The sequence below is a fragment of the Sphingopyxis sp. genome, from assembly GCF_025869345.1.
Taxonomy (GTDB): domain Bacteria; phylum Pseudomonadota; class Alphaproteobacteria; order Sphingomonadales; family Sphingomonadaceae; genus Sphingopyxis.
In genome coordinates this window covers 36,046-55,997 of the sequence record NZ_JAOZVW010000050.1, presented here as the reverse complement: position 1 = coordinate 55,997, position 19,952 = coordinate 36,046, and the positions used below count along the sequence as shown (strand labels likewise).

The window sequence follows — 19,952 nt, the reverse complement described above, 5'->3', positions numbered from 1 at the left end:
GTGGGGTCAGCCGACGCACGCTCTGGGTTCCCGCTTTCGCGGGAATGACGAAGATGGAGGAAGATGAGGAATGTCCGCTCCCTACCCCTTTCCAGTCCTTGCGGCGCAACCCGCTTGGCAAGGCGTCGCACCTGCGCTAGCCTCCCCTTGACGTTTACGTAAAGGGAGGGTTTTGCATGGCATCCCGCGATCTCGACATCATCGTCTACGGCGCGACGGGCTTTACCGGCCGTCTCGTCGCCGAATATCTCGCGCACCACTATAAGGGGCGCAAGGACGCCCCCAAATGGGCGATGGCGGGGCGCAGCCTCGCCAAGCTCGCGGAAGTGCGCGACCTGATCGGCGCACCCGAAGAAACCCCGCTGATCATCGCCGACGCCAGCGATCCCGCGAGCCTCGACGCGATGGCGCAGCGCACGCAGGTCGTGCTCACCACCGTCGGCCCCTATCAGCTTTACGGCGACGAGCTCGTCGCCGCCTGCGTCCGCGCCGGAACCGCCTATGCCGACCTGTGCGGCGAGCCCGGCTGGATGCACGAGATGATCGACGCGCATCAGGACGCGGCGAAGGCGTCGGGCGCACGCATCACCTTTTCCTGCGGCTTCGATTCGATCCCGTTCGATCTCGGCGTGCTGTTCCTGCAGGCCGAGGCGATCAAGCGCCACGGCAAGCCCGCGCCGCGCGTCAAGGGCCGCGTCCGCAAGATGGCGGGCGGCGCGTCGGGCGGCACGATCGCCAGCCTGACCGAAACATTGAAGGCGGTGGCGAAGAAACCGTCGCTCGCGCTGCTGCTCAAATCGAGCTTCGCGTTGACGCCGGGGTTCGAGGGGCCGTCGCAACCGACCGGCCTCATCCCCGAATATGACGCCGCGACCGGCACCTGGACCGCGCCCTTCGTGATGGCGCCGATCAACACCAAGAATGTCCACCGCACCAATTATCTGCTCGGCCATCGGTGGGGCGCGGACCTCGTCTATGACGAGATGGTGATGACGACGATCGGCGACGCGGGCAAGGCGATGGCCGAAGCAATGGCAAAGGCGAACCCCTTCGGCGACGCCAAGCTGCAGCCCGGCGAGGGACCGAGCAAGGAAGAGCGCGAAAACGGCTTCTACGACATCCTGTTCGTCGGCGAATATCCCGACGGCACGACGATCCGCGCCAGCGTTCAGGGCGACCGCGATCCCGGCTATGGCTCGACGTCGAAGATGCTGGCGGAGACCGGCATGGCGCTGCTCGAAAACAAGGGCGACGGCGGCGTCTGGACCCCCGGCGCGCTGCTCGGGCAGGCCCTGATCGACCGGCTGACCGCGAATGCGGGGCTGACCTTCCAGATCGAAGAATAGGAAAACGATGACGACCTCTCCCAGCGCGCTCGACGCGCTGCTCTCAACGCTGCGCATCGATGGCGAGGCCGCGACCGCGCATATCGACGAAGGCTGGATGCAGGGCCGCACCGCCTATGGCGGGATCAGTTCGGCGGTGGCCCTCGCAGGGACGATGCTGCTGCATCCGACCGAGACGCCGCTGCGCTATGCCCAGATCAGCTTCGTCGGCCCGGTGGGCGGCGATTGCCGGGTCGAGACGCGCGTGCTGCGCCAATCGAAATCGAGCCTGTTCATCGATGCCGGCGTGTCGAGCGATCAGGGCTTCGGCACCGCCGCGGTCTTTGCCTTTTCGGGCGACCGCGCCAGCCACCTCGACCACAACCGCCTGACCATGCCGCAGGTGCCCGCTCCGGAGAGCCTGCAACCCGTGCCCGAGCACAAGGTGCGCCCGGCCTTCGCCCGGCATTTCGACATGCGACCGACCACCGGCCCGCGCTTCGGCTGGAAGCAGGAGCGCGGCGAATATCTGACCTGGGTGCGCTTTACCGAGCAGCCCGCGTGCCACCCCGCGATCGCGCTGCTCGCGCTTGGCGACGCGCTGCCGCCTGCGGCGATGGCGCTGTTCAGCGAATTCGGGCCGATCAGCTCGATGAACTGGACGGTCAACATGCTGAACGGCACGCCCGCGACCGACGACGGCTGGTGGCTGCTGTCGGCGACGACCGCTTATGCCCGCGGCGGCTTTTCGGTGCAGGACATGATGATCTGGAACCGCGCCGGCGAGCCGGTGCTGAGCGGCAGCCAGGGGATCGCGATCTACGCGTGATAACGCCCGAAAAGCGGCATTCTTCGTCCCATATCTTCGTCATTCCCGCGAAAGCGGGAACCCAGTGCGGGATCAGCCGACGCACGCTCTGGGTTCCCGCTTTCGCGGGAATGACGAAGGTAGGGCCACCTTACGCTTGCACCGGCAGTTCGATGATCGCGTCGAGTCCGCCCTCCGCCCGCGCCGCCAGCGCCAGCCTCCCCCCCTCGCCCTCGGCGATGTCGCGCGCGATCGACAGGCCCAGTCCCGCGCCGCCGGTCGCGCGATTGCGCGACTGCTCGCCGCGCGCGAAGGGTTCGATCAGCGTCGCGATCTGCTCGGCGGTCAGGCCGGGGCCGTCGTCGGACACGATGATCCGCGCCATCCCGCCCTCGACCGCCACCGACAGCCGGGCGCGGACGCCATAGGCGAGCGCATTGTCGATCAGGTTGCGCAGCGCACGCCGGAGCAGCATCGGCCGCGCGCGCACCGCCGCCGGAACAACATCGCCCAGGCTGACGTCTTTGCTCTGTTCGCGATAATCGCCCGCGAGTTCGCCGAGCAGCGCGCCGGGGTCGATCCGCTCCTGCGCCTCGGTCCCCGCGCCGGAGCGGGCGAGCGCCAATATGTCGGCGAGCATCGCGGTCATTTCCTCGATCGAGGCGATCATCTTGTCGCGCAGCGTCTCGTCCCCGACCTGCTCGACGCGCACGCGCAGGCTGGCGAGCGGGGTGCGCAGGTCGTGCCCGACCGCGCCGAGCATCCGGTCCTTGTCCGACAGCATCGCCGCGATCCGCGCGCGATAGGCGTTGAAGGCGGCGATCAGGTCACGCACGTCCGACGGCCCCTTTTCGGCCAGCGGGATCGCATCGCGCAGCGCCGGATTGGCCCGCGCGGCGCGGGTCAGCCCGCGCAGCGGCGCGGCGGCGCGCCAGGCGATGAGCATGATCGGGATCAGCAGCAGCAGATAGAGCGTCAGCGTCTGCCAGATCAGAAAGCCCTGCAACCGGCCGCTGCCCGGCCCGATGCGCGTGCGCACCGCGAAATAGCGGTCGCCGACCCTGGCGCTGACGAAGACGGGGCGCGGCATGTCGGCCCGCGCCGCGCGCTGGCGCTGTGGCAGCGCCCAGGCATCGACCTCCTGCGCGGGAATCTCGGCCTCGTCGAGCAGGCCCGCAACATAGGCGGCAAGATCGGGGAGATGCGCCGCGCCCGGCGGCACCGGCGGCGGCAGGTCCGAGATGACGAGCCGCTGGTTGCGCTCGCGCGCCTCGTGGGCGCGGGCGTCCCGGGGACGCCGCGTGTCGCCGCGCCGGTCGCGCTCGATCGCATCGACGATCCGCGCCACCGCCATGCCGCCGCCGTGCGCGAAGCTCTGCTGCCGCTGCCCGCGCGACAGCAGCACGAAATTGACCGCCTGCGCGATGAACAGCATCACCGCGACCGCGAAGACGAGCTGGCCGACGAGGCTGCGGGGCCACAGGCGCAGGGTCACGCCGCCGGGCCCATCCGCCGGACCTCGCAGGCGAGCGTATAGCCCCCGCCCCACACGGTCTTGACGAGCTGCGGGTGCGCGGGGTCGGTCTCGATCTTCTTGCGCAGGCGGCTGACCAGATTGTCGATCGCGCGGTCGAAGATGTCGGCCTCGCGCCCGCGCACGAGGTCGAGCAGCCGGTCGCGGCTCATCACCTGGCGCGGATGGCGGACGAGCGCGTGGAGCAGATGATATTCGCCCGACGACAGCGCGACTTCCGTGCCCGCCTCGTCGACGAGCACACGCTCGACCTCGCGCAGCACCCAGGGGCCGAAGGCATAGCTCGTCCCGCCGGGATCGAGCGCGCGGCCGTTCGCCTGCGTCCGGCGCAGCACGGTGCGAATGCGCGCGACCAGCTCGCGCGGGTTGAAGGGTTTGACGACATAATCGTCGGCGCCGATTTCCAGCCCGATGATCCGTTCGGTATCCTCGGCGCGCGCGGTCAGCAGGATGACGGGAATGCTGCTCGTCTCGCGCAGGTGGCGCGTCAGCGACAGCCCGTCCTCGCCCGGCATCATGATGTCGCTGACCACCAGATCGACGCTCTGCGCGCGCAGCACCGATCGCGCCTCGGCGGCGCTCGCCGCGTCGGACACGGCAAAGCCCTGCGCCTCCAGATATTCGGACAGGGGTTCGCGGATCGACGGTTCGTCGTCGATCAGCAGGATGCGCGGCATATCGGTCATGCGTCGTCCATCAAATATAGTTCGCCCACCGGCCCTTGCGGGCCGGTGGGCGATAGCTGGCAGGGACGGCACGCAAAGGCAATGCCGGGAGGGGGATGGCTGTCCTGCCGCCATCCCTGCCAAATCGCTTATTCGCCGGCGGGAGCGGCGGGGGCAGCGCCGCGCTTGGCGCGCCATTCGGCCGCCTTCGCTTTCCACGCCGCGCGCTGTGCGGCGCGCTCCTCGGCGGTCACCTGGCCGTCCTTGTTCGCGTCGGCCGCGTCGAAGCGGGCGAGCGCCGCGGTCTCGAACTCGGGCTGGCTGATCGCCTTGTCGCCGTTCGTGTCGGCCTTGCCCATCATCATGCCGCCGCGCATGCCGTGGCGTCCGCCGTGCATCCCGTGATGGCCGCGCATGCCCTGCCGCTTGCCTTCGGCCGCACCGGCATCGGCGCGCTTCTCGCCGCGCTTCGCGGCGCGATCGGCGCTGTGCTGATCCCATTCGGCCTTGCTGATGCTGCCGTCCTTGTTCGCGTCGAGGCGCTCGAACATCTTCGTCTGCATCGCGGCGCGGCGCGCGGCGCGGTCGCTCGCGTCGATCTTGCCGTCCTTGTTGGCATCCATCTTCGCGAACCGCTCGGCGGCATGCGCCTGCGCCTCGGCGCGGGTCAGCGTGCCATTGCCGTCGGCATCGCCGCGCGGACCGGCACCCGGAGCCGCCAGCACGGGCACGGCGATCAGTGCGGCGCCCAGCGTCAAAAGCGAAATCTTCTTCACGTAACGAACTCCTCTTCAGGAGGGGCGGAGGTGCGCCCCGATGAGACGGTTCTAGGCATGGTTTGTCCCAGGCCCTTGCCGGATGACCGAAAAATTGTCGCAAATTGTCGCAAAAGCGGCCCGCCGTTCATGATGCCGCAAGTGGACAGGCGCCGAAAACGCGTAAGCCCCGTCGCATTTCTGCGGCGGGGCTTCCCGAGGCTCCATCCGAGGATGCGAGCCAGATCCTACTCATTCTTTCGATCAAGTAGGTCAATGAAACGCCGGGCCTGCCCGATGGTTCCCCCGAAGCGGGAATATTTCCTATCGAGTGCGCTGGTTAAACGGCGGCCGCGCCCGGAAGTTCCTGTTGGACATTCGACGCGCAAGGTCCGACCGTTGCACCGGCGTCGCAGGAGTCGGCGCCCGGTCGAGAGGGAGACGCCGTGGCTACGCGACCATTTCGCTTTTCCGGGTCAACCGGCAAGCAGCTTTCGGGGCGACTGGAAATGCCCGTCGGGCGCGTCCGCGGCTGGGCGATATTCGCGCCCTGCTTCACCTGCGGAAAGGACAATCGCGCCGCCGTCCACATCGCGGAACTGCTCGCGCGGCAAGGCATCGGCGTCCTCCGCTTCGACTTCGCGGGGCTTGGCGATAGCGAGGGCGATTTCGCCGACAGCCGCTTTTCGTCGGACGTGCAGGACCTTCAGGCCGCGGCGCAGGCGCTGGCCGCCGAGGACAAAGCGCCGTCGCTGCTGATCGGTCACAGCCTGGGCGGCGCGGCGGCGATCGCGGCGGCGGTCGACCTTCCCGCGATCCGCGCCGTCGCGACGATCAACGCGCCCTTCGACGTCGCGCATACGCTCCACCAGTTCGACCCCGCCGCGCTCGCCGCGATCGACGCGCAGGGCGCTGCCGACGTGCTGCTCGCGGGACGGCGCTTTCGCGTCGGCCGCGGGCTGATCGACGATCTGCGGGCGCAGGACCAGGGCACACGCATCGCGGAGTTGCACCGCCCGCTGCTCGTGATGCACGCGCCGCTCGACGACACGGTGGGGATCGGGAATGCGACCAAAATCTATGTCGCCGCGCGCCATCCCAAAAGCTTCGTCTCGCTCGACGATGCCGACCATCTGCTCAGCCGGCCGCAGGACGCGGAGCGCGCCGCGACGATGATCGCCGCGTGGGCCGCGCCCTATCTCACGCCGCCGGCCGATACACCCGCCCCCACGGCCGACGCCGAAGCCGAAGAGACGCGCGAGGGCAAATTCCAGGTCGCGATCAGCGCGGGCGATCACGTCTTTCTCGCCGACGAACCCGAAAGCGTCGGCGGCATGGGGTCGGGGCCGAGTCCGTTCGATCTGCTTTCCGCCGCGCTCGCCGCCTGCACGACGATGACGCTGCGTCTCTATGCCGACGGCAAGGGCTGGCCGGTGACGCGGATCCGCACCGCGGTCGGCCACGAAAGGCAGCCGGGCAATGCGCGTCCCGATCTCTTCAACTGCCGGATCGCGATCGAGGGCGCGCTCGATGCCGAACAACGCGCCCGCATGATGGACATCGCGGAGCGCTGCCCCGTCCACCGCACGCTCGACCAGGGGTCGCGCTTCACCCTGGCCGAAGGCGAGCCCCCTGCCCCGTGCGACCCGCCCGAGGCGCATCGCGACGCGATGGACCATGCGACCGAAGGCCCGGCCACGGACGGCGTGGTGTAACGCTTGACGGCAGGCAGCCAAAATGGCAATCGCGCCAGCCTTGGACATGCGGGTATAGCATAGTGGTAATGCTCTAGCCTTCCAAGCTAGCTAGGCGGGTTCGATTCCCGCTACCCGCTCCAAGATTTCATCCGACATCGTCCGACATTGCCTTTGAAAACCGCAGAAATCTGCGGTATAATCCCTTTCGTTCTCCGACGGCATCCGGCCTTTTCCAGTGGCGGCCGAGCATGTCTGGGGGCCACTTCGGGGGCCCTGGTTTCGGGATCAATTCGAGTGGCCCCCAGCGCGGGGGCCACTCGGTAGAAAGGTCGATGAAATAATGGCACTTTCTGACGTCGCCATCCGCAATGCTAAGCCGCGCGAGAAACCGTTCAAGATGGGTGATTCGCTCGGCCTGTTTCTGCTGGTCCAGCCGAGCGGTGGAAAATTGTGGCGGCTCAAATATCGGGTCAATGGACGCGAAAAGAAGCTCGGGTTGGGCGTATATCCAGATGTGGGCTTGAGTGAAGCCCGCCGCCGCCGCGATGAGGCGCGCCGGTTGCTCGCGGATGGCAAAGACCCCTCGCTAGAAAAGCAACGCGAGAAAACCCGCTCGCGTATCGAGGCCGGCAATACGTTCGGCGCTATTGCCGAAGAATATTGCCGCAAGCGGCGGCGTGATGGTGAGCGCGCTTGGGCTACAGCGACCGCGACGCGAAGCGAGTATCTGCTTTCGCAACTCGCCATTTCGATTGGTCGTATGCCGGTCGCTGAAATCGGACCTGCGGACGTTCTCGCTGCCGTTCGTAAAATTGAGGACAAAGGTAATCTCGAAAGCGCACGGCGGACGCTGCAACTTGCCAGCAGCGTGTTTCGTTATGCGGTCGCCACCGTCCGGCTGACGTCGGACCCGACGCGGGATTTGAGGGGTGCGCTTACTGCGCCAAAGGTGACGCATTACGGCGCGATCACGGATCCTGCGAAGGCTGGCGAACTGCTCTTCGCGATCGACAGCTATGATGGTCATGGCGTCACGAAGATCGCTTTGCAGATCGCGCCGCATGTCTTCGTTCGCCCTGGCGAGTTGCGCCAAGCCCAATGGGGAGAAATCGACCTTGAAGCCGCTTTGTGGACCATCCCCGCCGAAAAGATGAAGATGCGGAAACCGCACCACGTTCCCCTGTCGCGTCAGGCGATCGAACTGTTCAGATCGCTGCAATCGCTTTCGGGGACGAGCGGCTATGCCTTCCCGTCGATCCGCACACGAAAGCGCCCGATGTCGGACAATACGCTCAATGCTGCGCTACGTCGGCTCGGCTATTCGAGCGATGAAATGACCGGGCATGGTTTCAGGGCGATGGCCAGCACGCTGCTCAATGAAGCCGGGATATGGACGCCGGATGCGATCGAGCGGGCTCTGGCGCATGGAGATAGCGACAAGGTGCGCGCGGCTTATCATCGCGGCGCGCACTGGAAAGAACGGATAAAAATGGCGCAATGGTGGAGCGATTATCTCGATGATTTGCGTATGGAGGCTACCACCCGACTCCCCACGGTTCATCTTGATAGTAGCCGGCATATGTGACCGCGGCAGGATTTGGCAGACGAACCGTTGTCCAATCAGAATTTGCCCGACCCCATCAGGAAGATTGTTCAAGAGGAACCAGCGGCCGACCCGAACCGCTAAGCGGCGACGGACCAGAGAAAAGGGCGGGATTTTCCCGCCCGTTTTTGTGTCGCGCTAACAATCCTCAGGGCGCGCAGCTGTGCTACCATCGCCGCCACCGGAAAGAATTTGAACAAAATTTACGGGAATTCCTCCGTCGTGCATCGTTGGGGTGAACGGGAGCGGAAAAGTCGAATGACGTGAACCGGGAGAAGCGCGCGCAAATCATGGCTTGGGTGGGGCGGGAAATCCTGCCGCACGAGGCAGACGTGCGCGCCTGGCTTCTCCGCACGCTCGATCCCGATGACCTTGAGGACGTGATACAGGAAACCTATTGCCAGATCGCGGGCCTGAAAAGTGTAAGCCATATCGCCAGCGGTCGCGCCTATTTCTTCACCGCCGCGCGCAGCATCGTTCTTATGCGATTACGCCGCGCGCGCGTCGTCAGCATCGAATCGGTTTCGGAGATCGAGAACACAGGCATTGCAATGGACGAACCGACGCCCGAACGGGTTGTCGCCGCCCGGCGCGAACTGGAACGGGTGCAACGTCTGATCGAGGAATTGCCCGACCGATGCCGCAGGATTTTCGAGCTTCGCAAGGTCGATGGACGGTCGCAGCGCGAGGTTGCCGAGCAGCTCGGGGTAACGGAATATGTGGTCGGGAATGACGTCGCCAAGGGCATGAAACTGATATTGCAGTCGATAGCCGACGGTGATCGCAAGACCGAGCGGGCCATGACGAGAATGGGAAAAGATGAGCGAACGCGAAACAGCACAAGCGATCAATGATCGCGCGGTCGAGTGGATCGCCCGCATGGATCGCGAGGGCGACGACCCTGCCGTGCGCGCCGAGCTCAAAGCGTGGCTCGCGGGCGATGATCGCCGTCGCGGCGCCTATTTCCGGGCGCGCGTCGCGTGGAACATGCTCGACCGCGCGAGCGTCCTTCGCGCCGGTCAACCGCCAGCCTATGAGGTCGCCGCCGCGGGCGGCGGCTGGTTTTCAAGGCGGCGCGTCCTATTGGGCGGCGGTGCCGCCGCTGCCGCCGCCGCCTTGGTGGTCGGCCTTCCGCGCATGGATTTCTTCGCTGCGCCCGACCAGCAAATCCAGACGGCGATAGGCGAAATTCGCCGGGCGCCGCTCAGCGACGGCTCCTTTGCGGTCGTCAACACGCAAACCGTGCTCGACGTGACGATGAAGCCCGAGGTGCGCCAGATCGCGCTCAAGGACGGCGAGGCGTGGTTTCAGGTCGCCAAGGATCGTGCCCGCCCCTTTGTCGTCGCGGTCGATGATGTGCGCGTGCGCGCGGTCGGCACGGCCTTTTCGGTCAGGCGGACGGCTAGCGGCGTCGATGTGCAAGTCACCGAGGGCGTCGTCGAGGTCTGGCGCGTCGGCGACGAAACCAATGTCCGGCGCATCGCGGCGGGCACGCGCGCGTTCGTCGCGCCCGACAAGGCCATCGCGTCCGTCGCTGCCGCGGGCGAAGAAATCGACAAGGCGCTCGCATGGCGCACCGGCCAGCTCGTGTTCGACGGCGACACGGTTGCGGAGGCCGTGGCTGAGTTCAACCGCTACAATGTCCGCAAGATCACCTTGTCCGACGCGGCGCTCGGGCAAAAGAAAATGGTCGGCCGCTTTCGCACCAATGAACCCGACGCCTTCGCGCACGCTGTTGAAATTCTGACGGATTCCCGCGCCGTCATCACGGCCGACCGGATAATCCTGTCGTCGGATTGACCATTTTTTTCAGAAAAAATTACAAAAAACCCTCTCCCAAGCATCGTTGTCCATGTGAGCCCGAATGATCGGGCCGGATTACATGGGGGAGGAATTATGCGGTATCGCGATCTTCGCGGCGCTCTTGCGTCTTCGGCAGCGATTTGTGCGGTGGCGATCGCCACGCCGGCGATGGCCCAGACCAAAAGCTTCGACGTTCCGGCGCAGTCGGCCGCCACCGGCATCCCGGAGTTGGCAACGCAAGCCGATGTTCAAATCTTGGTCAGCGAAGAAGCCGTTCGCGGCAAAACCATCCGCGCGATCAAGGGGTCGATGAGCGTCGACCAGGCCGTGCGTCGCGCGGCAGCTGACGCTGGCTTACGCGTGGTGTCGAGCGACGGGCGCACCTGGACACTGGGGCCTGCAACATCGGCGGCCGCAGACACTCCGTCGGAAAGCGCCTACACCGCGAACGAAATCGTCGTTACCGCCCAGAAGCGCGTGGAGTCTATTCAGGACGTTCCGATCGCCATGACCGCGCTGTCGCAGAAGAATCTCGAAGAGCAGAAGATCGAAAGCGGCGCTGACATCATGCGCGCCGTGCCGAACCTAACGTTCAGTAAGTCCAACTTCACGGGCTACAATATCTCGATCCGCGGGATTGGCACCAAGGCCATCTCGGCGACCAGCGATCCGGGCGTGGCGGTCAGCTTCAACAATAGCGGTATGATCCATAACCGCTTCTTCGAGCAGGAGTTTTTTGACCTGGAGCGACTGGAAGTCCTCCGCGGACCGCAAGGCACCCTTTATGGCCGAAATGCCACTGGCGGCGTGATTAACCTGATCACCGCAAAGCCGAATCTTGGTCAATTCGAGGGAAGCCTGAAAGGTGAGGTCGGCAATTTTAACAGCCGCCGGATGGTTGGGATGCTTAACATTCCCATAGTTCCAGATGCCATGGGACTGCGCATCGCGGGATCAATGACTGACCGAGACGGGTATGACTACAATTCAGTCACCCAGAACCGCATCAATGGCCGCGATCTCTGGTCGCTCCGCGCAACGCTCGGCTTTGAAAATGACTGGCTGCGCGGCAGCTTTATTTGGGAGCGTTTTCGCGAAAATGACAATCGCTCGCGTACTGGCAAGCAGCTTTGTCATCGTGACGACAGCCCGGATATGATCGGGTCGACTCCGACACGCGAAGCCAATCCGGCAAATGCATTCAACGCCACATACCAGGAAGCCCGCGCCGCGTTTTTTAGCACCGGTTGCAAGCCGGGCAGCCTTTATGACGATGCCGCCTTCGGAACGCCAAATGGATTGGCGCTCAGCTACGTTCAGGGCGCCAATGTGGTTGGCTTTATCACTGGGGTTGGTAAAACTCCGGCCGGAGAAAGTGTCGGTATATTAGACCCGAGGATCGATCCTTATGGCGGCATGATGCAGTCGCGTAATCTTCGAGAGGTCGCTTCGTTCAAAGATCCGGTCTATCGAGCAAAATCTGACATCCTACAGCTCAATCTCGACATTGATCTGGCGTCGAGTCTCACATTGTCTTCGCAGACGGCTTGGAACTGGGACGGCGTCTATTCCTTCCAGGATTATAACCGCTTCAATACGCTCCCATTTTTTACTGATACATCCAATCTGGATAAGTTTGGGTTCGGTCAGGTAGGGCCTAGCCAATATCGCGATATGGCACCCGGAGGGGTCTTTTGCGATCCCCAAGTGGGATGCTCAAAAACGCTCGGTGTTTTTGATGTATCTTCCGCCGATGCCAAGCAATTCTCGCAAGAACTGCGGCTCCAGTCGAGCTTCGATGGCCCCTTTAACTTCAATTTTGGGGGTAATTACACCCGCTTCAAAACGCAAAATGACTATTACGTCATAAGTAACCTCTTCACCGCAATAGCCATGATGGGGGTCTTCAATCAGTCTGGAAACCAAACTTCCTGTCAGATAAACAACGAAGTTGGCCCCATACGCGATTCAAGATGCCCTTATATTGACCCGAATACGGTCGAAAATATCGATGGGGATGGGCATAATTATTTCAGGAGTTCAAATCCTTACGAGCTCGAAAGCTGGGCCCTGTTCGGAGAAGGCTATTACGATGTCACAGACAACCTGAAGCTTACCGGAGGGCTTCGTTATACAAATGACAAGAAGAAGTTCACTCTGGTGCCAAGCCAGCTTTTGCTGGCTCCGACTCTCACTGCTGGCGGTTTTGTCGGCACCGGCTATCCTTCAACCGGCAGGATCGACCTTAAGTGGGGTGAATTTACCGGCCGCGTGGGACTGGATTGGCAGCCTGACTTTGGCTTTACCGACGATACGTTGCTTTATGCGTTCTTTAGCCGCGGCTATAAGGCAGGCGGGGCCAATCCGCCTTCGCCTGGCTTCGCGACGACGCAGCAGTTTCTTGATTACGGCGTGTTCACACAGCAACAAATCGATCTGTACACACAATTCAACTTTTTGCCCGTGCTGGAATTGACCGGGGTCAACTACAGCCCAACTTTCGACCCCGAATTCGTTAACGCGTTCGAGATCGGCGCGAAGAATGTCCTTATGGGTGGACGAATGACGCTCAACGCGAGCGCATTTTTCTACGACTATAAGAATTACCAGGTATCGCAGATTCGGGACCGCACCGCAGTCAACGAGAATTACGATGCCAAGGTGTGGGGGGCAGAATTGTCCGCGCTATTCGAACCGGTTGATCGACTGCGTTTCAACGCAAACATAGGCTGGCTCGGCTCGCGCATCGCCAAGGGTGAACGCTCGATCGATCCTATGAATCGCAATCTGGGGAATCCTGATTACGTCGTGCTCAAGCCCTGGGTGCAGCTTCCCTCCAACTGCGTCGTGCCGGTCCATATCGCCGAAGCATATCTGCAAAACCACGGCGGCGTCGATGGAAGTTGGCGGCCTTGCCAGGGACTTGGCGGCTTCCTTGCTGGCTTCGGCAGAACATTGACCGATCCGCGTACAGGGCAGGCATACGATCCCGGCAATTATCCTGAACTCAATGGCGGAGCGGGCCTCTACAGCGACCTGGGCGGCAACGAACTGCCGAACTCGCCGCACTGGACCGTCAATTTGGGCGCGGAATACACCATTCCGTTTGATGGCGACTGGAGCGCGACGGTGCGCGGCGATGGCTATTGGCAGGCGAAGAGCTGGGCGCGTGCTTATAACCTCAACCCCTATGACCGGCTCCGCGCCTGGACGAACTTCAACATCTCGCTGCGCGTCGATGGTCCCGACGACCTGTCGATCGAGGCCTATGTGAAAAACGTCTTCAATTCGACCCCGATCACCGACGCCTTCCTGAACTCTGATGACTCGGGGCTCACGACAAACGTCTTCACGCTCGACCCGCGCATCATCGGGTTCAGCATCGCGAAAAAGTTCTGATCCTCTCCGCCCACTCCACTGGGGGACAACCTTGGGCCGATGTCTGTTTGCTCCCGAGCGAACATCGGCCCGGTTTTTCGGAACAAGGACCAGCAATCGCTTTCTCGAGCACTCCCCTCACTCCGGAGGGAACCTGGGCCGTCGTCCTGTCACCCCGGCAAGGGCGGCGGCCATCTTCCGACCGATGACAAGGAGATCTTGATGACCGACAGGACGCAGACGCCAGCCGGTCTCGTGATCGAGAAGCGCAACTGGAAATTCGGCCGCGATACGCAGCCGCGCCGCTGGTGGCATGGCGGCGATGCCGGACGGACGGCCTTCTATAATGCGCTGTCCTCGACCTTCCCGGTCGGCGAAAAATTCTTCATGTCGGCGGTGCGCCATTACCGCGACGAAGCACCGGAGGCGCTGCGCGAGCAGATCGACGATTTCATCTTTCAGGAATCGACCCACTCGCGCGAGCATGTCTTTTTCAACCGGCAGGCGCGCGATGCCGGCTATGACCTCACATCATCTGAGGACCGCGCGGCCCGCACCATCGCATGGGCGCGCAAGCGTCCGCCGCTGATGCAACTCGCCGGAACCTGCGCGCTCGAGCATTTCACCGCGACCCTCGCTAACGCGATCCTATCGGACCCGGCGCACCTCTCGGGGGCCGACGCCGAGGCGCAACGCATGTGGCGCTGGCACGCGATCGAGGAGATCGAGCATAAGGCCGTCGCATACGATACGCTACTGCTCGCCATGCGAAGCCGGTCGCCGTTCCGGCGCTGGACGCTGCGATCCTTCACCATGCTCGCGGCGGGCATCCGCTTTCACTATGTTGTTTTCCGCAACACCGCGGACCTGTTGCGGCAGGACGGAAAGAACAACCTGCGGACATGGAACCGGCTGCTCGCCTATCTCTATGGCAAGCCCGGCCTGATGCGCCTGCTCCTGCGCGATACGTTCGCCTATTTCCGGCCCGGCTTCCATCCCTGGCAGCATGACGACCGCGCGCTGGCGGCGCGAGCTCTCGCAACCCTCTCGCCACCGCTCGTCGCGCCGATGCCGAAATGAGCGGCCTGATGCGGAAAGCCATGATTTCAGGAACGGCGATACTCGCGGCGGTTGCGTTTGGCGTCGCGGGCATCGTCACCGCAGAGGCCGCCCCGCCGGGGCAAACTATCGCCGGTATCTGGGCGACCGGCAGTGAGGGGGGCCGGGTCCAGATATACACCTGCGGGGCGGCACTCTGCGGCAAGATCGTCGATGCGACCCGCATCCGCGCCAACCCCGATCAGCGCGACGAGCGCAACCCCGACCCCAAGCTGCGCGAACGCCGATTGAAAGGGCTGGTCGTCCTGCACGGCTTTGCTGGCGGCCCGCGCGAATGGAAGGGCGGGCCGGTATATGACCCGGAATCAGGAGACGGCGCGGCCAAGGGCTTTCTGACCTTGCGCGCCGACGGCAAGTTGGAGGTGAAGGGTTGCAAGGCGGCAATCTTCTGCCGCACCAAAATATGGACGCGAGCGCGTTAAGCCTCGCTGCGGCATTTCTGATCGAAATCCAGAGGGCGAACGACCTGCCCACGATCGAGAGCCTTCTCGCGGCCGTCGCGCATGAGCTGGGCTTTCGGCACTATGCGATGATCCATCACGACGATCATCGCAGCGGCTCGCCGGGCCTCATCAACATGAACAATTATGCGCCCGACTATGCCGCCGAATATTTCGGCGGCCTCTATCATCGCGACGACCCCGTCGTTCATGCCTGTATCGCCGCCAACGCCTGTTTTACGTGGTGCGAAATCGCTGACCTGATCGAACTTGGGCCGAGGCACCGCACCTTCCTCGAACGCGGAGAATATTATGGGGTCACCAACGGCATCACCGTTCCGGCTTTCGTTCTCGGTGAACGCAGCGGGTCGTGCAATTTCTGTAGCCCCCGCAAGCCGGGGAGCGTCCGGCACCATCTCGATGCCGTCCATTCGATCGGCGGTTTCGCCTTTTCAAAGGCGCGCCGGATCGTGAACGGCGGGCGCTTGCGGCAAGTCCGCGTCGCGCAACTTCGCCCGCGCTGGCGCGATTGCGTCGTCCTCGCCGGACAGGGCAAGAGCAATACCGACATCGCGACGATCCTTGGCCTGACTCCGGCCACCGTCAAAACCTATGTCGAACGGGCCTGCGCCAGTTACGAGGTCAGCAACCGCACCCAGCTTGTTCTTGCCGCTGTCCTCGACGGCGAGGTGGGAATCCACGAGATCGCCCCGCGTCAACATCGCTACCTAGCGACCTGATATTTTTGCGAGAAATTCGCTCCCTTGCGTGACCACACGTAAGGGAGCGAAAACCATGATTCATATCGTCGAAGGGCTCGGCACGCCGGCCGATCAGCCATTGCTCGAATCCATGTTCGAGGACCGCAAGCGGCTGTTCATCGACCTGCTCGACTGGGATTTGACCGTCGTCGACGACCGGCTCGAGGTCGATCGCTTCGACGACGCCTATGCGACCTATATCATCGCCGCCGATCGCGCCGGCCGCCATCTGGCTTCGATGCGGCTGCTGCCTTCGACCCGGCCGCACCTGCTCGGCACGCTGTTCGAGCGGCTTTGCACGAACGGCGTTCCGGTCGGCCCGGACATTTTCGAGATCACCCGGCTTTGCCTGCCGCCCAACCTGTTGCGGCCCGAACGGCTGCGGCTTCGCGACGGGCTTATCCGTGCGATGGTCGATCATGCGCTCGATCGCGGCATCAACCACTTTACCGGCGTCGTCACCGCGCGCTTCCGCGAACAGATACTCGGCATGGGCTGGCACGGCGAAGCGCTGGGGCCGGGGCAGGATTTGGGCGGCGGCCGTCTCGGCGCCTTCGCCGTGACGATCGAACCGGCGACGCCCGCCCATCTCGAAGCGAACGGCCTCTATGCGCTCCCCGCCTTGTCGGCGGAGACGATCGCGGCGGGATCGGCGGCATGACCGGGCCTTTCTCTCCCGATAGCGCGCCCGCCCGGCTCGATCGCGACGGCTTTTGCGTCATCCGCAATCTGCTTCCGGCTAACCAGATCGACGCGATGGATTCCTCGCTCGACTATGATTTCGCGGCGACGCCCTATTGCGTCGGCGACTTCTTCGGCGAGCGGACCAAGCGTTTCGGGCGGCTGCTGACGCGCGCGCCGGCGACCCGCGCATTGGTGATGCACGACGCGATCCTGGCGCTTGCCCAAAGCGTCCTGTTGCCGAACTGCGACCGCATCGCGCTCAATCTGACGCAGGCGGTCGAAATCCACCCCGGCGCGCTCGCCCAATATCCGCACCGCGACCATGACCTATGGCCCGCGATCAAGGGTGGGCATCAATTTCAGGTGAATGTCATGTGGCCGCTGTCGCCGTTCACGGCGGAGAACGGCGCGACCCGGTTTTGGCCGGGCAGTCACCGGCTCACCTACGACGGCGATGCGAGCGAGAGCGCGGCGGTCGCCGCGACGTGCGAACCCGGCGACGCGCTGGTCTGGCTCGGCGGGACGCTCCACGGCGCGGGCGCCAATGTCAGCGATGACCTTCGACGCGGGATCATCGTCAGCTATTGCCTTGGCTGGCTCAAGCCCTTCGAGTTGCAATGGCTGGTCTATCCGCCCGAGGTTGCGCGGCACTTCGACCCCGATCTTGCCGCGCTGGTCGGCTACGCCCAGCATCGTCCCAATCTCGGTAATGTCGAAGGGCGCTGCCCCTCCTATCTGCTCGCGGGCGATAGGCCCGATCATGTCGCAGCCGTCGATGCGCTGCGGCCCGATCAGGCCGACGCCCTTCGCACCTATGTCGATGAGCAGCGCGGCGACGGGTAGCGGCCATGCCGGCGATCGAGGCGCGCGCGGTCTTGCCGCCCGGAAGCTGGCGCGACGCCGGCCCCTATGCGGCGCTCGCCGCCACTGGCGCGCGCGGCCTCGCATGGGAACTGCTGCGCCGCAATCCCGACTATCCCGGCAGCGGCGATGAGGGCCGTGGCCCGCTGACCGCCGCCGATGCCGCGTTCACCGCGCGTTGGGGGCTGCACTTTCGCCGAGGAACCGAGCTGCTCTGCGTCCGCCGCCCGGCTCCTATGGTCGGCCGCCTTTGATCCGTCCGTATTGCGCGCTCGGCCCGCGGGCGTGGCGGCCTCTACCGATGCCGCGCCGTCGCTCGCAACCTGCCTCGCTGTCGCCGGGGATAACCGGCTTCATGCCGTCATCGGCGGTGTTCATCACGGAATCCGCATCGACTTGGCGAGTAGCGTTGAAGTTCCGCCGATCAATCGGCTGATATTCCCATTCACTGTTGCTGTCGCGCCGAAGCAGCTTGCCGAGTTCCGGCGCCTGGTCGGCCTCGCGCGCGGCCAGCCGCTCGCGGCGGTGACGCCGCCGCGCCTTTACCGCGTCGTGCTGGCCTTGCGCGTCATCGACGCCTTGGGCGAAGGGGCGTCGCTGCGAACCATCGGCGAAGCGTTCGTTCGCGCGGGCGACTGGCCCGGTTGCGGAGAGTCGACCAAATCCGCTGCACGGCGACTCAGAACCGCGGCACTGACTATCTGGAATGCTGGACCGCGGAGCGCCTTTTCTTGAGCGTCAATGCCGCCGGATCAAGTGGCACGGGTCAACCTTCAGCGCGACAGCGAATTTTCCGAGCAACGAAACGCTGGGCGAGACACGCGCGCGCTCGATCGACCCGAGATAGCGCGAACTGATTCCGAGGATGTGCGCCATCTCTTCTTGAGTCTTGCCATGCTCGTTCCGAATCCGGCGAAGGTTCGTGGCAAGAACATCCTTCAAATCCATGCGCCGATTGATCGGCGGAAAGGAATGATCGTTCTAGGAATGATCGTTCCTATTCGCTATGTCGTGGCGAGGAACGGTATGTTTTTGAGGGAGAGCAAAATGCCGGTCACGAACCGGGCGCCGGGATCAATCGCGGCGAACCGCCATGCCTTCGGCGGCGATCTGGAGTCCGTCGACGCTCAAGACTTGCGCGGCGTCGAGAAATTCCACCATGTCGAGCCGCCGTTCGCCGACTTCGTAGCGCGAGACATATTGCTGCGGCTTGCCAAGTCGGGACGCAACCGCTTCCTGACTAAGTCCTTGGTCCTTCCGCGCGCGGACAAGCTGATCGACCATCCAGCGATAGCGATTGTCGTGAATCCCCCGTGCCACACGCCCTCACATCGAAACGATGTGAAAGACCGTGGAGCGCGGTTGCGGTTACACCAACTTGATGTAAAATAATGGCGATGTCGTTCACTGAACATGAAACAGGCCGAACCGATCGAGGCACATGGTTATGGATTATCTCAGTCGTTGTAGAGTTGGAATTTGTGCGCAGGCGCCGGACGTGCCTGCCATGACCGACTATGACCGCACTCATATACTGACCTATGCGCGACTGCTCGACGCCGAGCGCGATGATTATGACTGGACCGATGTGGCAATGGAGGTGCTTGACCTCGACGTCGCGGCCGATCCCGGCGGCGCAAAGAGCTGCTGGCAATCCCACCTCGACCGCGCCCATTGGTTCGTCGATGGTGGCTTTGCCGCATAGGCGCCGATCCCAGCCCGAAGCGGCCCGGCAGGGCAGCACCCTGACCTAGCGTCTGTCCGCAAGGGTGTCGGAATCCGCCGATACCGATTCCGACACGTCCGCGACTATGAGCCGCGCTCCACACTCCGCCTTTCGCCGTCATGGCGCGAAGGAGCGAGAGATAGAATGGAGCACGACGACAGCATCGAGCGGGCGAAGGAGGCCAGGCGCGGCTCCCCCTTTCTGAGTCCCAAGCAGGCCGCCCATTATCTCGGCGTCTCGCTGCGGACCTTGCAGGTGCATCGCACCAACGGCACCGGACCGCGTTTTTTCCGGCCCTGCCAGCGCGTCCGATACCATATCGACGACCTCGACGCCTGGTCGCTCGAACAGGCGGGAGCGCATGGCCGTGACTGATCCGGCACCGGCCAAGCGGTGGCGGCGCGCGCCATGGATAGTCGGCTGCGCCGGCCTCGCGGCGGCGCTCGCCGCGACGCTGCTCGCGCCGCCGCGCCCGCGTTTCCTATGGAACGCCAGCGCCAGCGCGCCGGTCGGGCTCTATCGCATCGGCGAGGCCGCGCCGCTCACGCGCGGCGACATGGTAATCGCACGGGTGCCGGTCGAGTTCCGGCTGTTCGCGGCGCGCCGCCATTATCTTCCGGCGAACGTGCCGCTGGTGAAGCGCGTTGCCGCCGCGGCGGATGACGAAGTGTGCGCCGCTGGCGCGCGCGTGATGGTCAACGGGCGGCTTGTCGCGGGGCCTCTAGAACGCGCCGGGCGCCGGGGGGCGGGGGCGCGGGGGGGGGGGGGGGGCGACCCGGGCGTGGGGGAGGCG

22 protein-coding genes and 1 tRNA gene are annotated in these 19,952 nt (G+C 64.2%); 18 read left to right on the top strand and 5 right to left on the bottom strand.

Annotated elements, in window-relative coordinates; translation table 11 throughout:
- Positions 1–176: 176 nt before the first annotated feature.
- Together OJI97_RS05945 and OJI97_RS05940 are read left to right on the top strand one after the other, a co-directional pair.
- Positions 177–1,346 carry a saccharopine dehydrogenase NADP-binding domain-containing protein gene (locus tag OJI97_RS05945; protein ID WP_297662031.1) on the top strand — a complete coding sequence of 390 codons (1,170 nt, stop codon included), beginning with the start codon at positions 177–179 and terminating at the stop codon, positions 1,344–1,346.
- A 7-nt stretch (positions 1,347–1,353) separates the two neighbouring features.
- Positions 1,354–2,154, top strand: coding sequence for a thioesterase family protein (locus OJI97_RS05940; RefSeq protein ID WP_297662029.1), 801 nt, complete (start codon positions 1,354–1,356; stop codon positions 2,152–2,154).
- 130 nt (positions 2,155–2,284) lie between these two features.
- On the opposite strand, the gene OJI97_RS05935 is transcribed toward OJI97_RS05940, so the two are convergent.
- From OJI97_RS05935 to OJI97_RS05925, 3 genes are all read right to left on the bottom strand, one after another.
- Positions 2,285–3,628 (bottom strand): ATP-binding protein, encoded by a 1,344-nt coding sequence (locus OJI97_RS05935; protein ID WP_297662027.1) that lies wholly within the window; start codon positions 3,626–3,628, stop codon positions 2,285–2,287.
- On the bottom strand, positions 3,625–4,353 hold the full coding sequence (locus OJI97_RS05930) for a response regulator (RefSeq protein ID WP_297662025.1): 729 nt from the start codon (positions 4,351–4,353) through the stop codon (positions 3,625–3,627). The genes OJI97_RS05935 and OJI97_RS05930 overlap by 4 nt, the downstream gene beginning before the upstream one ends.
- A 128-nt stretch (positions 4,354–4,481) precedes the next feature.
- The gene (locus tag OJI97_RS05925; RefSeq protein WP_297662023.1) at positions 4,482–5,108 is read right to left on the bottom strand and encodes a hypothetical protein; all 627 of its coding nucleotides are present in this window, start codon (positions 5,106–5,108) and stop codon (positions 4,482–4,484) included.
- Positions 5,109–5,533: 425 nt separating this feature from the next.
- Between OJI97_RS05925 and OJI97_RS05920 the strand changes: the two genes are divergently transcribed.
- The 13 genes from OJI97_RS05920 (at position 5,534) to OJI97_RS05860 (ending at position 18,168) form a co-directional block, all read left to right on the top strand.
- Positions 5,534–6,802, top strand: coding sequence for a bifunctional alpha/beta hydrolase/OsmC family protein (locus OJI97_RS05920; protein WP_297662021.1), 1,269 nt, complete (start codon positions 5,534–5,536; stop codon positions 6,800–6,802).
- A 48-nt stretch (positions 6,803–6,850) separates the two neighbouring features.
- Positions 6,851–6,924, top strand: a tRNA-Gly gene (locus tag OJI97_RS05915).
- A 200-nt stretch (positions 6,925–7,124) separates the two neighbouring features.
- Positions 7,125–8,369 carry an integrase arm-type DNA-binding domain-containing protein gene (locus OJI97_RS05910; protein ID WP_297662019.1) on the top strand — a complete coding sequence of 415 codons (1,245 nt, stop codon included), beginning with the start codon at positions 7,125–7,127 and terminating at the stop codon, positions 8,367–8,369.
- Between the two features lie 281 nt (positions 8,370–8,650).
- Positions 8,651–9,241 carry a sigma-70 family RNA polymerase sigma factor gene (locus tag OJI97_RS05905; protein WP_297662017.1) on the top strand — a complete coding sequence of 197 codons (591 nt, stop codon included), beginning with the start codon at positions 8,651–8,653 and terminating at the stop codon, positions 9,239–9,241.
- A complete protein-coding gene (locus OJI97_RS05900; RefSeq protein ID WP_297662016.1) occupies positions 9,207–10,187 on the top strand; it encodes a FecR domain-containing protein in 981 nt (326 codons plus the stop codon). Before OJI97_RS05905 ends, OJI97_RS05900 begins: the two co-directional genes overlap by 35 nt.
- A gap of 54 nt (positions 10,188–10,241) precedes the next feature.
- Positions 10,242–13,589 (top strand): TonB-dependent receptor, encoded by a 3,348-nt coding sequence (locus OJI97_RS05895; protein WP_297662014.1) that lies wholly within the window; start codon positions 10,242–10,244, stop codon positions 13,587–13,589.
- A 201-nt stretch (positions 13,590–13,790) separates the two neighbouring features.
- The gene (locus OJI97_RS05890; RefSeq protein ID WP_297662012.1) at positions 13,791–14,648 is read left to right on the top strand and encodes a metal-dependent hydrolase; all 858 of its coding nucleotides are present in this window, start codon (positions 13,791–13,793) and stop codon (positions 14,646–14,648) included.
- A gap of 8 nt (positions 14,649–14,656) precedes the next feature.
- A complete protein-coding gene (locus tag OJI97_RS05885) occupies positions 14,657–15,109 on the top strand; it encodes a DUF2147 domain-containing protein (RefSeq protein WP_297662011.1) in 453 nt (150 codons plus the stop codon).
- A complete protein-coding gene (locus OJI97_RS05880; RefSeq protein ID WP_297662009.1) occupies positions 15,091–15,867 on the top strand; it encodes a LuxR family transcriptional regulator in 777 nt (258 codons plus the stop codon). The genes OJI97_RS05885 and OJI97_RS05880 overlap by 19 nt, the downstream gene beginning before the upstream one ends.
- 55 nt (positions 15,868–15,922) lie before the next feature.
- On the top strand, positions 15,923–16,549 hold the full coding sequence (locus OJI97_RS05875) for an acyl-homoserine-lactone synthase (RefSeq protein WP_297662007.1): 627 nt from the start codon (positions 15,923–15,925) through the stop codon (positions 16,547–16,549).
- Positions 16,546–17,415 (top strand): phytanoyl-CoA dioxygenase family protein, encoded by an 870-nt coding sequence (locus OJI97_RS05870; protein WP_297662005.1) that lies wholly within the window; start codon positions 16,546–16,548, stop codon positions 17,413–17,415. The genes OJI97_RS05875 and OJI97_RS05870 overlap by 4 nt, the downstream gene beginning before the upstream one ends.
- Before the next feature lie 5 nt (positions 17,416–17,420).
- Positions 17,421–17,687, top strand: a complete 267-nt coding sequence (locus tag OJI97_RS05865; RefSeq protein ID WP_297662003.1) for a DUF6499 domain-containing protein — start codon at positions 17,421–17,423, stop codon at positions 17,685–17,687.
- A gap of 31 nt (positions 17,688–17,718) precedes the next feature.
- Positions 17,719–18,168, top strand: coding sequence for a hypothetical protein (locus OJI97_RS05860; RefSeq protein ID WP_297662001.1), 450 nt, complete (start codon positions 17,719–17,721; stop codon positions 18,166–18,168).
- Between the two features lie 3 nt (positions 18,169–18,171).
- Here OJI97_RS05860 and OJI97_RS05855 read toward each other — a convergent pair whose 3' ends face one another.
- Both OJI97_RS05855 and OJI97_RS05850 read right to left on the bottom strand, forming a co-directional pair.
- Positions 18,172–18,309, bottom strand: coding sequence for a helix-turn-helix transcriptional regulator (locus OJI97_RS05855; protein WP_297662033.1), 138 nt, complete (start codon positions 18,307–18,309; stop codon positions 18,172–18,174).
- Positions 18,310–18,507: 198 nt separating this feature from the next.
- Positions 18,508–18,717, bottom strand: a complete 210-nt coding sequence (locus OJI97_RS05850; protein WP_367184751.1) for a helix-turn-helix domain-containing protein — start codon at positions 18,715–18,717, stop codon at positions 18,508–18,510.
- 223 nt (positions 18,718–18,940) lie between these two features.
- Here OJI97_RS05850 and OJI97_RS05845 point away from each other — a divergent pair, with 223 nt between their 5' ends.
- The 3 genes from OJI97_RS05845 to OJI97_RS05835 all read left to right on the top strand — a co-directional run.
- The gene (locus OJI97_RS05845) at positions 18,941–19,138 is read left to right on the top strand and encodes a DUF2285 domain-containing protein (RefSeq protein WP_297661998.1); all 198 of its coding nucleotides are present in this window, start codon (positions 18,941–18,943) and stop codon (positions 19,136–19,138) included.
- Between the two features lie 165 nt (positions 19,139–19,303).
- Positions 19,304–19,534 carry a helix-turn-helix domain-containing protein gene (locus OJI97_RS05840; RefSeq protein ID WP_297661996.1) on the top strand — a complete coding sequence of 77 codons (231 nt, stop codon included), beginning with the start codon at positions 19,304–19,306 and terminating at the stop codon, positions 19,532–19,534.
- Positions 19,521–19,952: S26 family signal peptidase (locus OJI97_RS05835; protein WP_297661995.1), on the top strand; the 432-nt coding region annotated here is incomplete at its 3' end. The genes OJI97_RS05840 and OJI97_RS05835, both read left to right, overlap by 14 nt.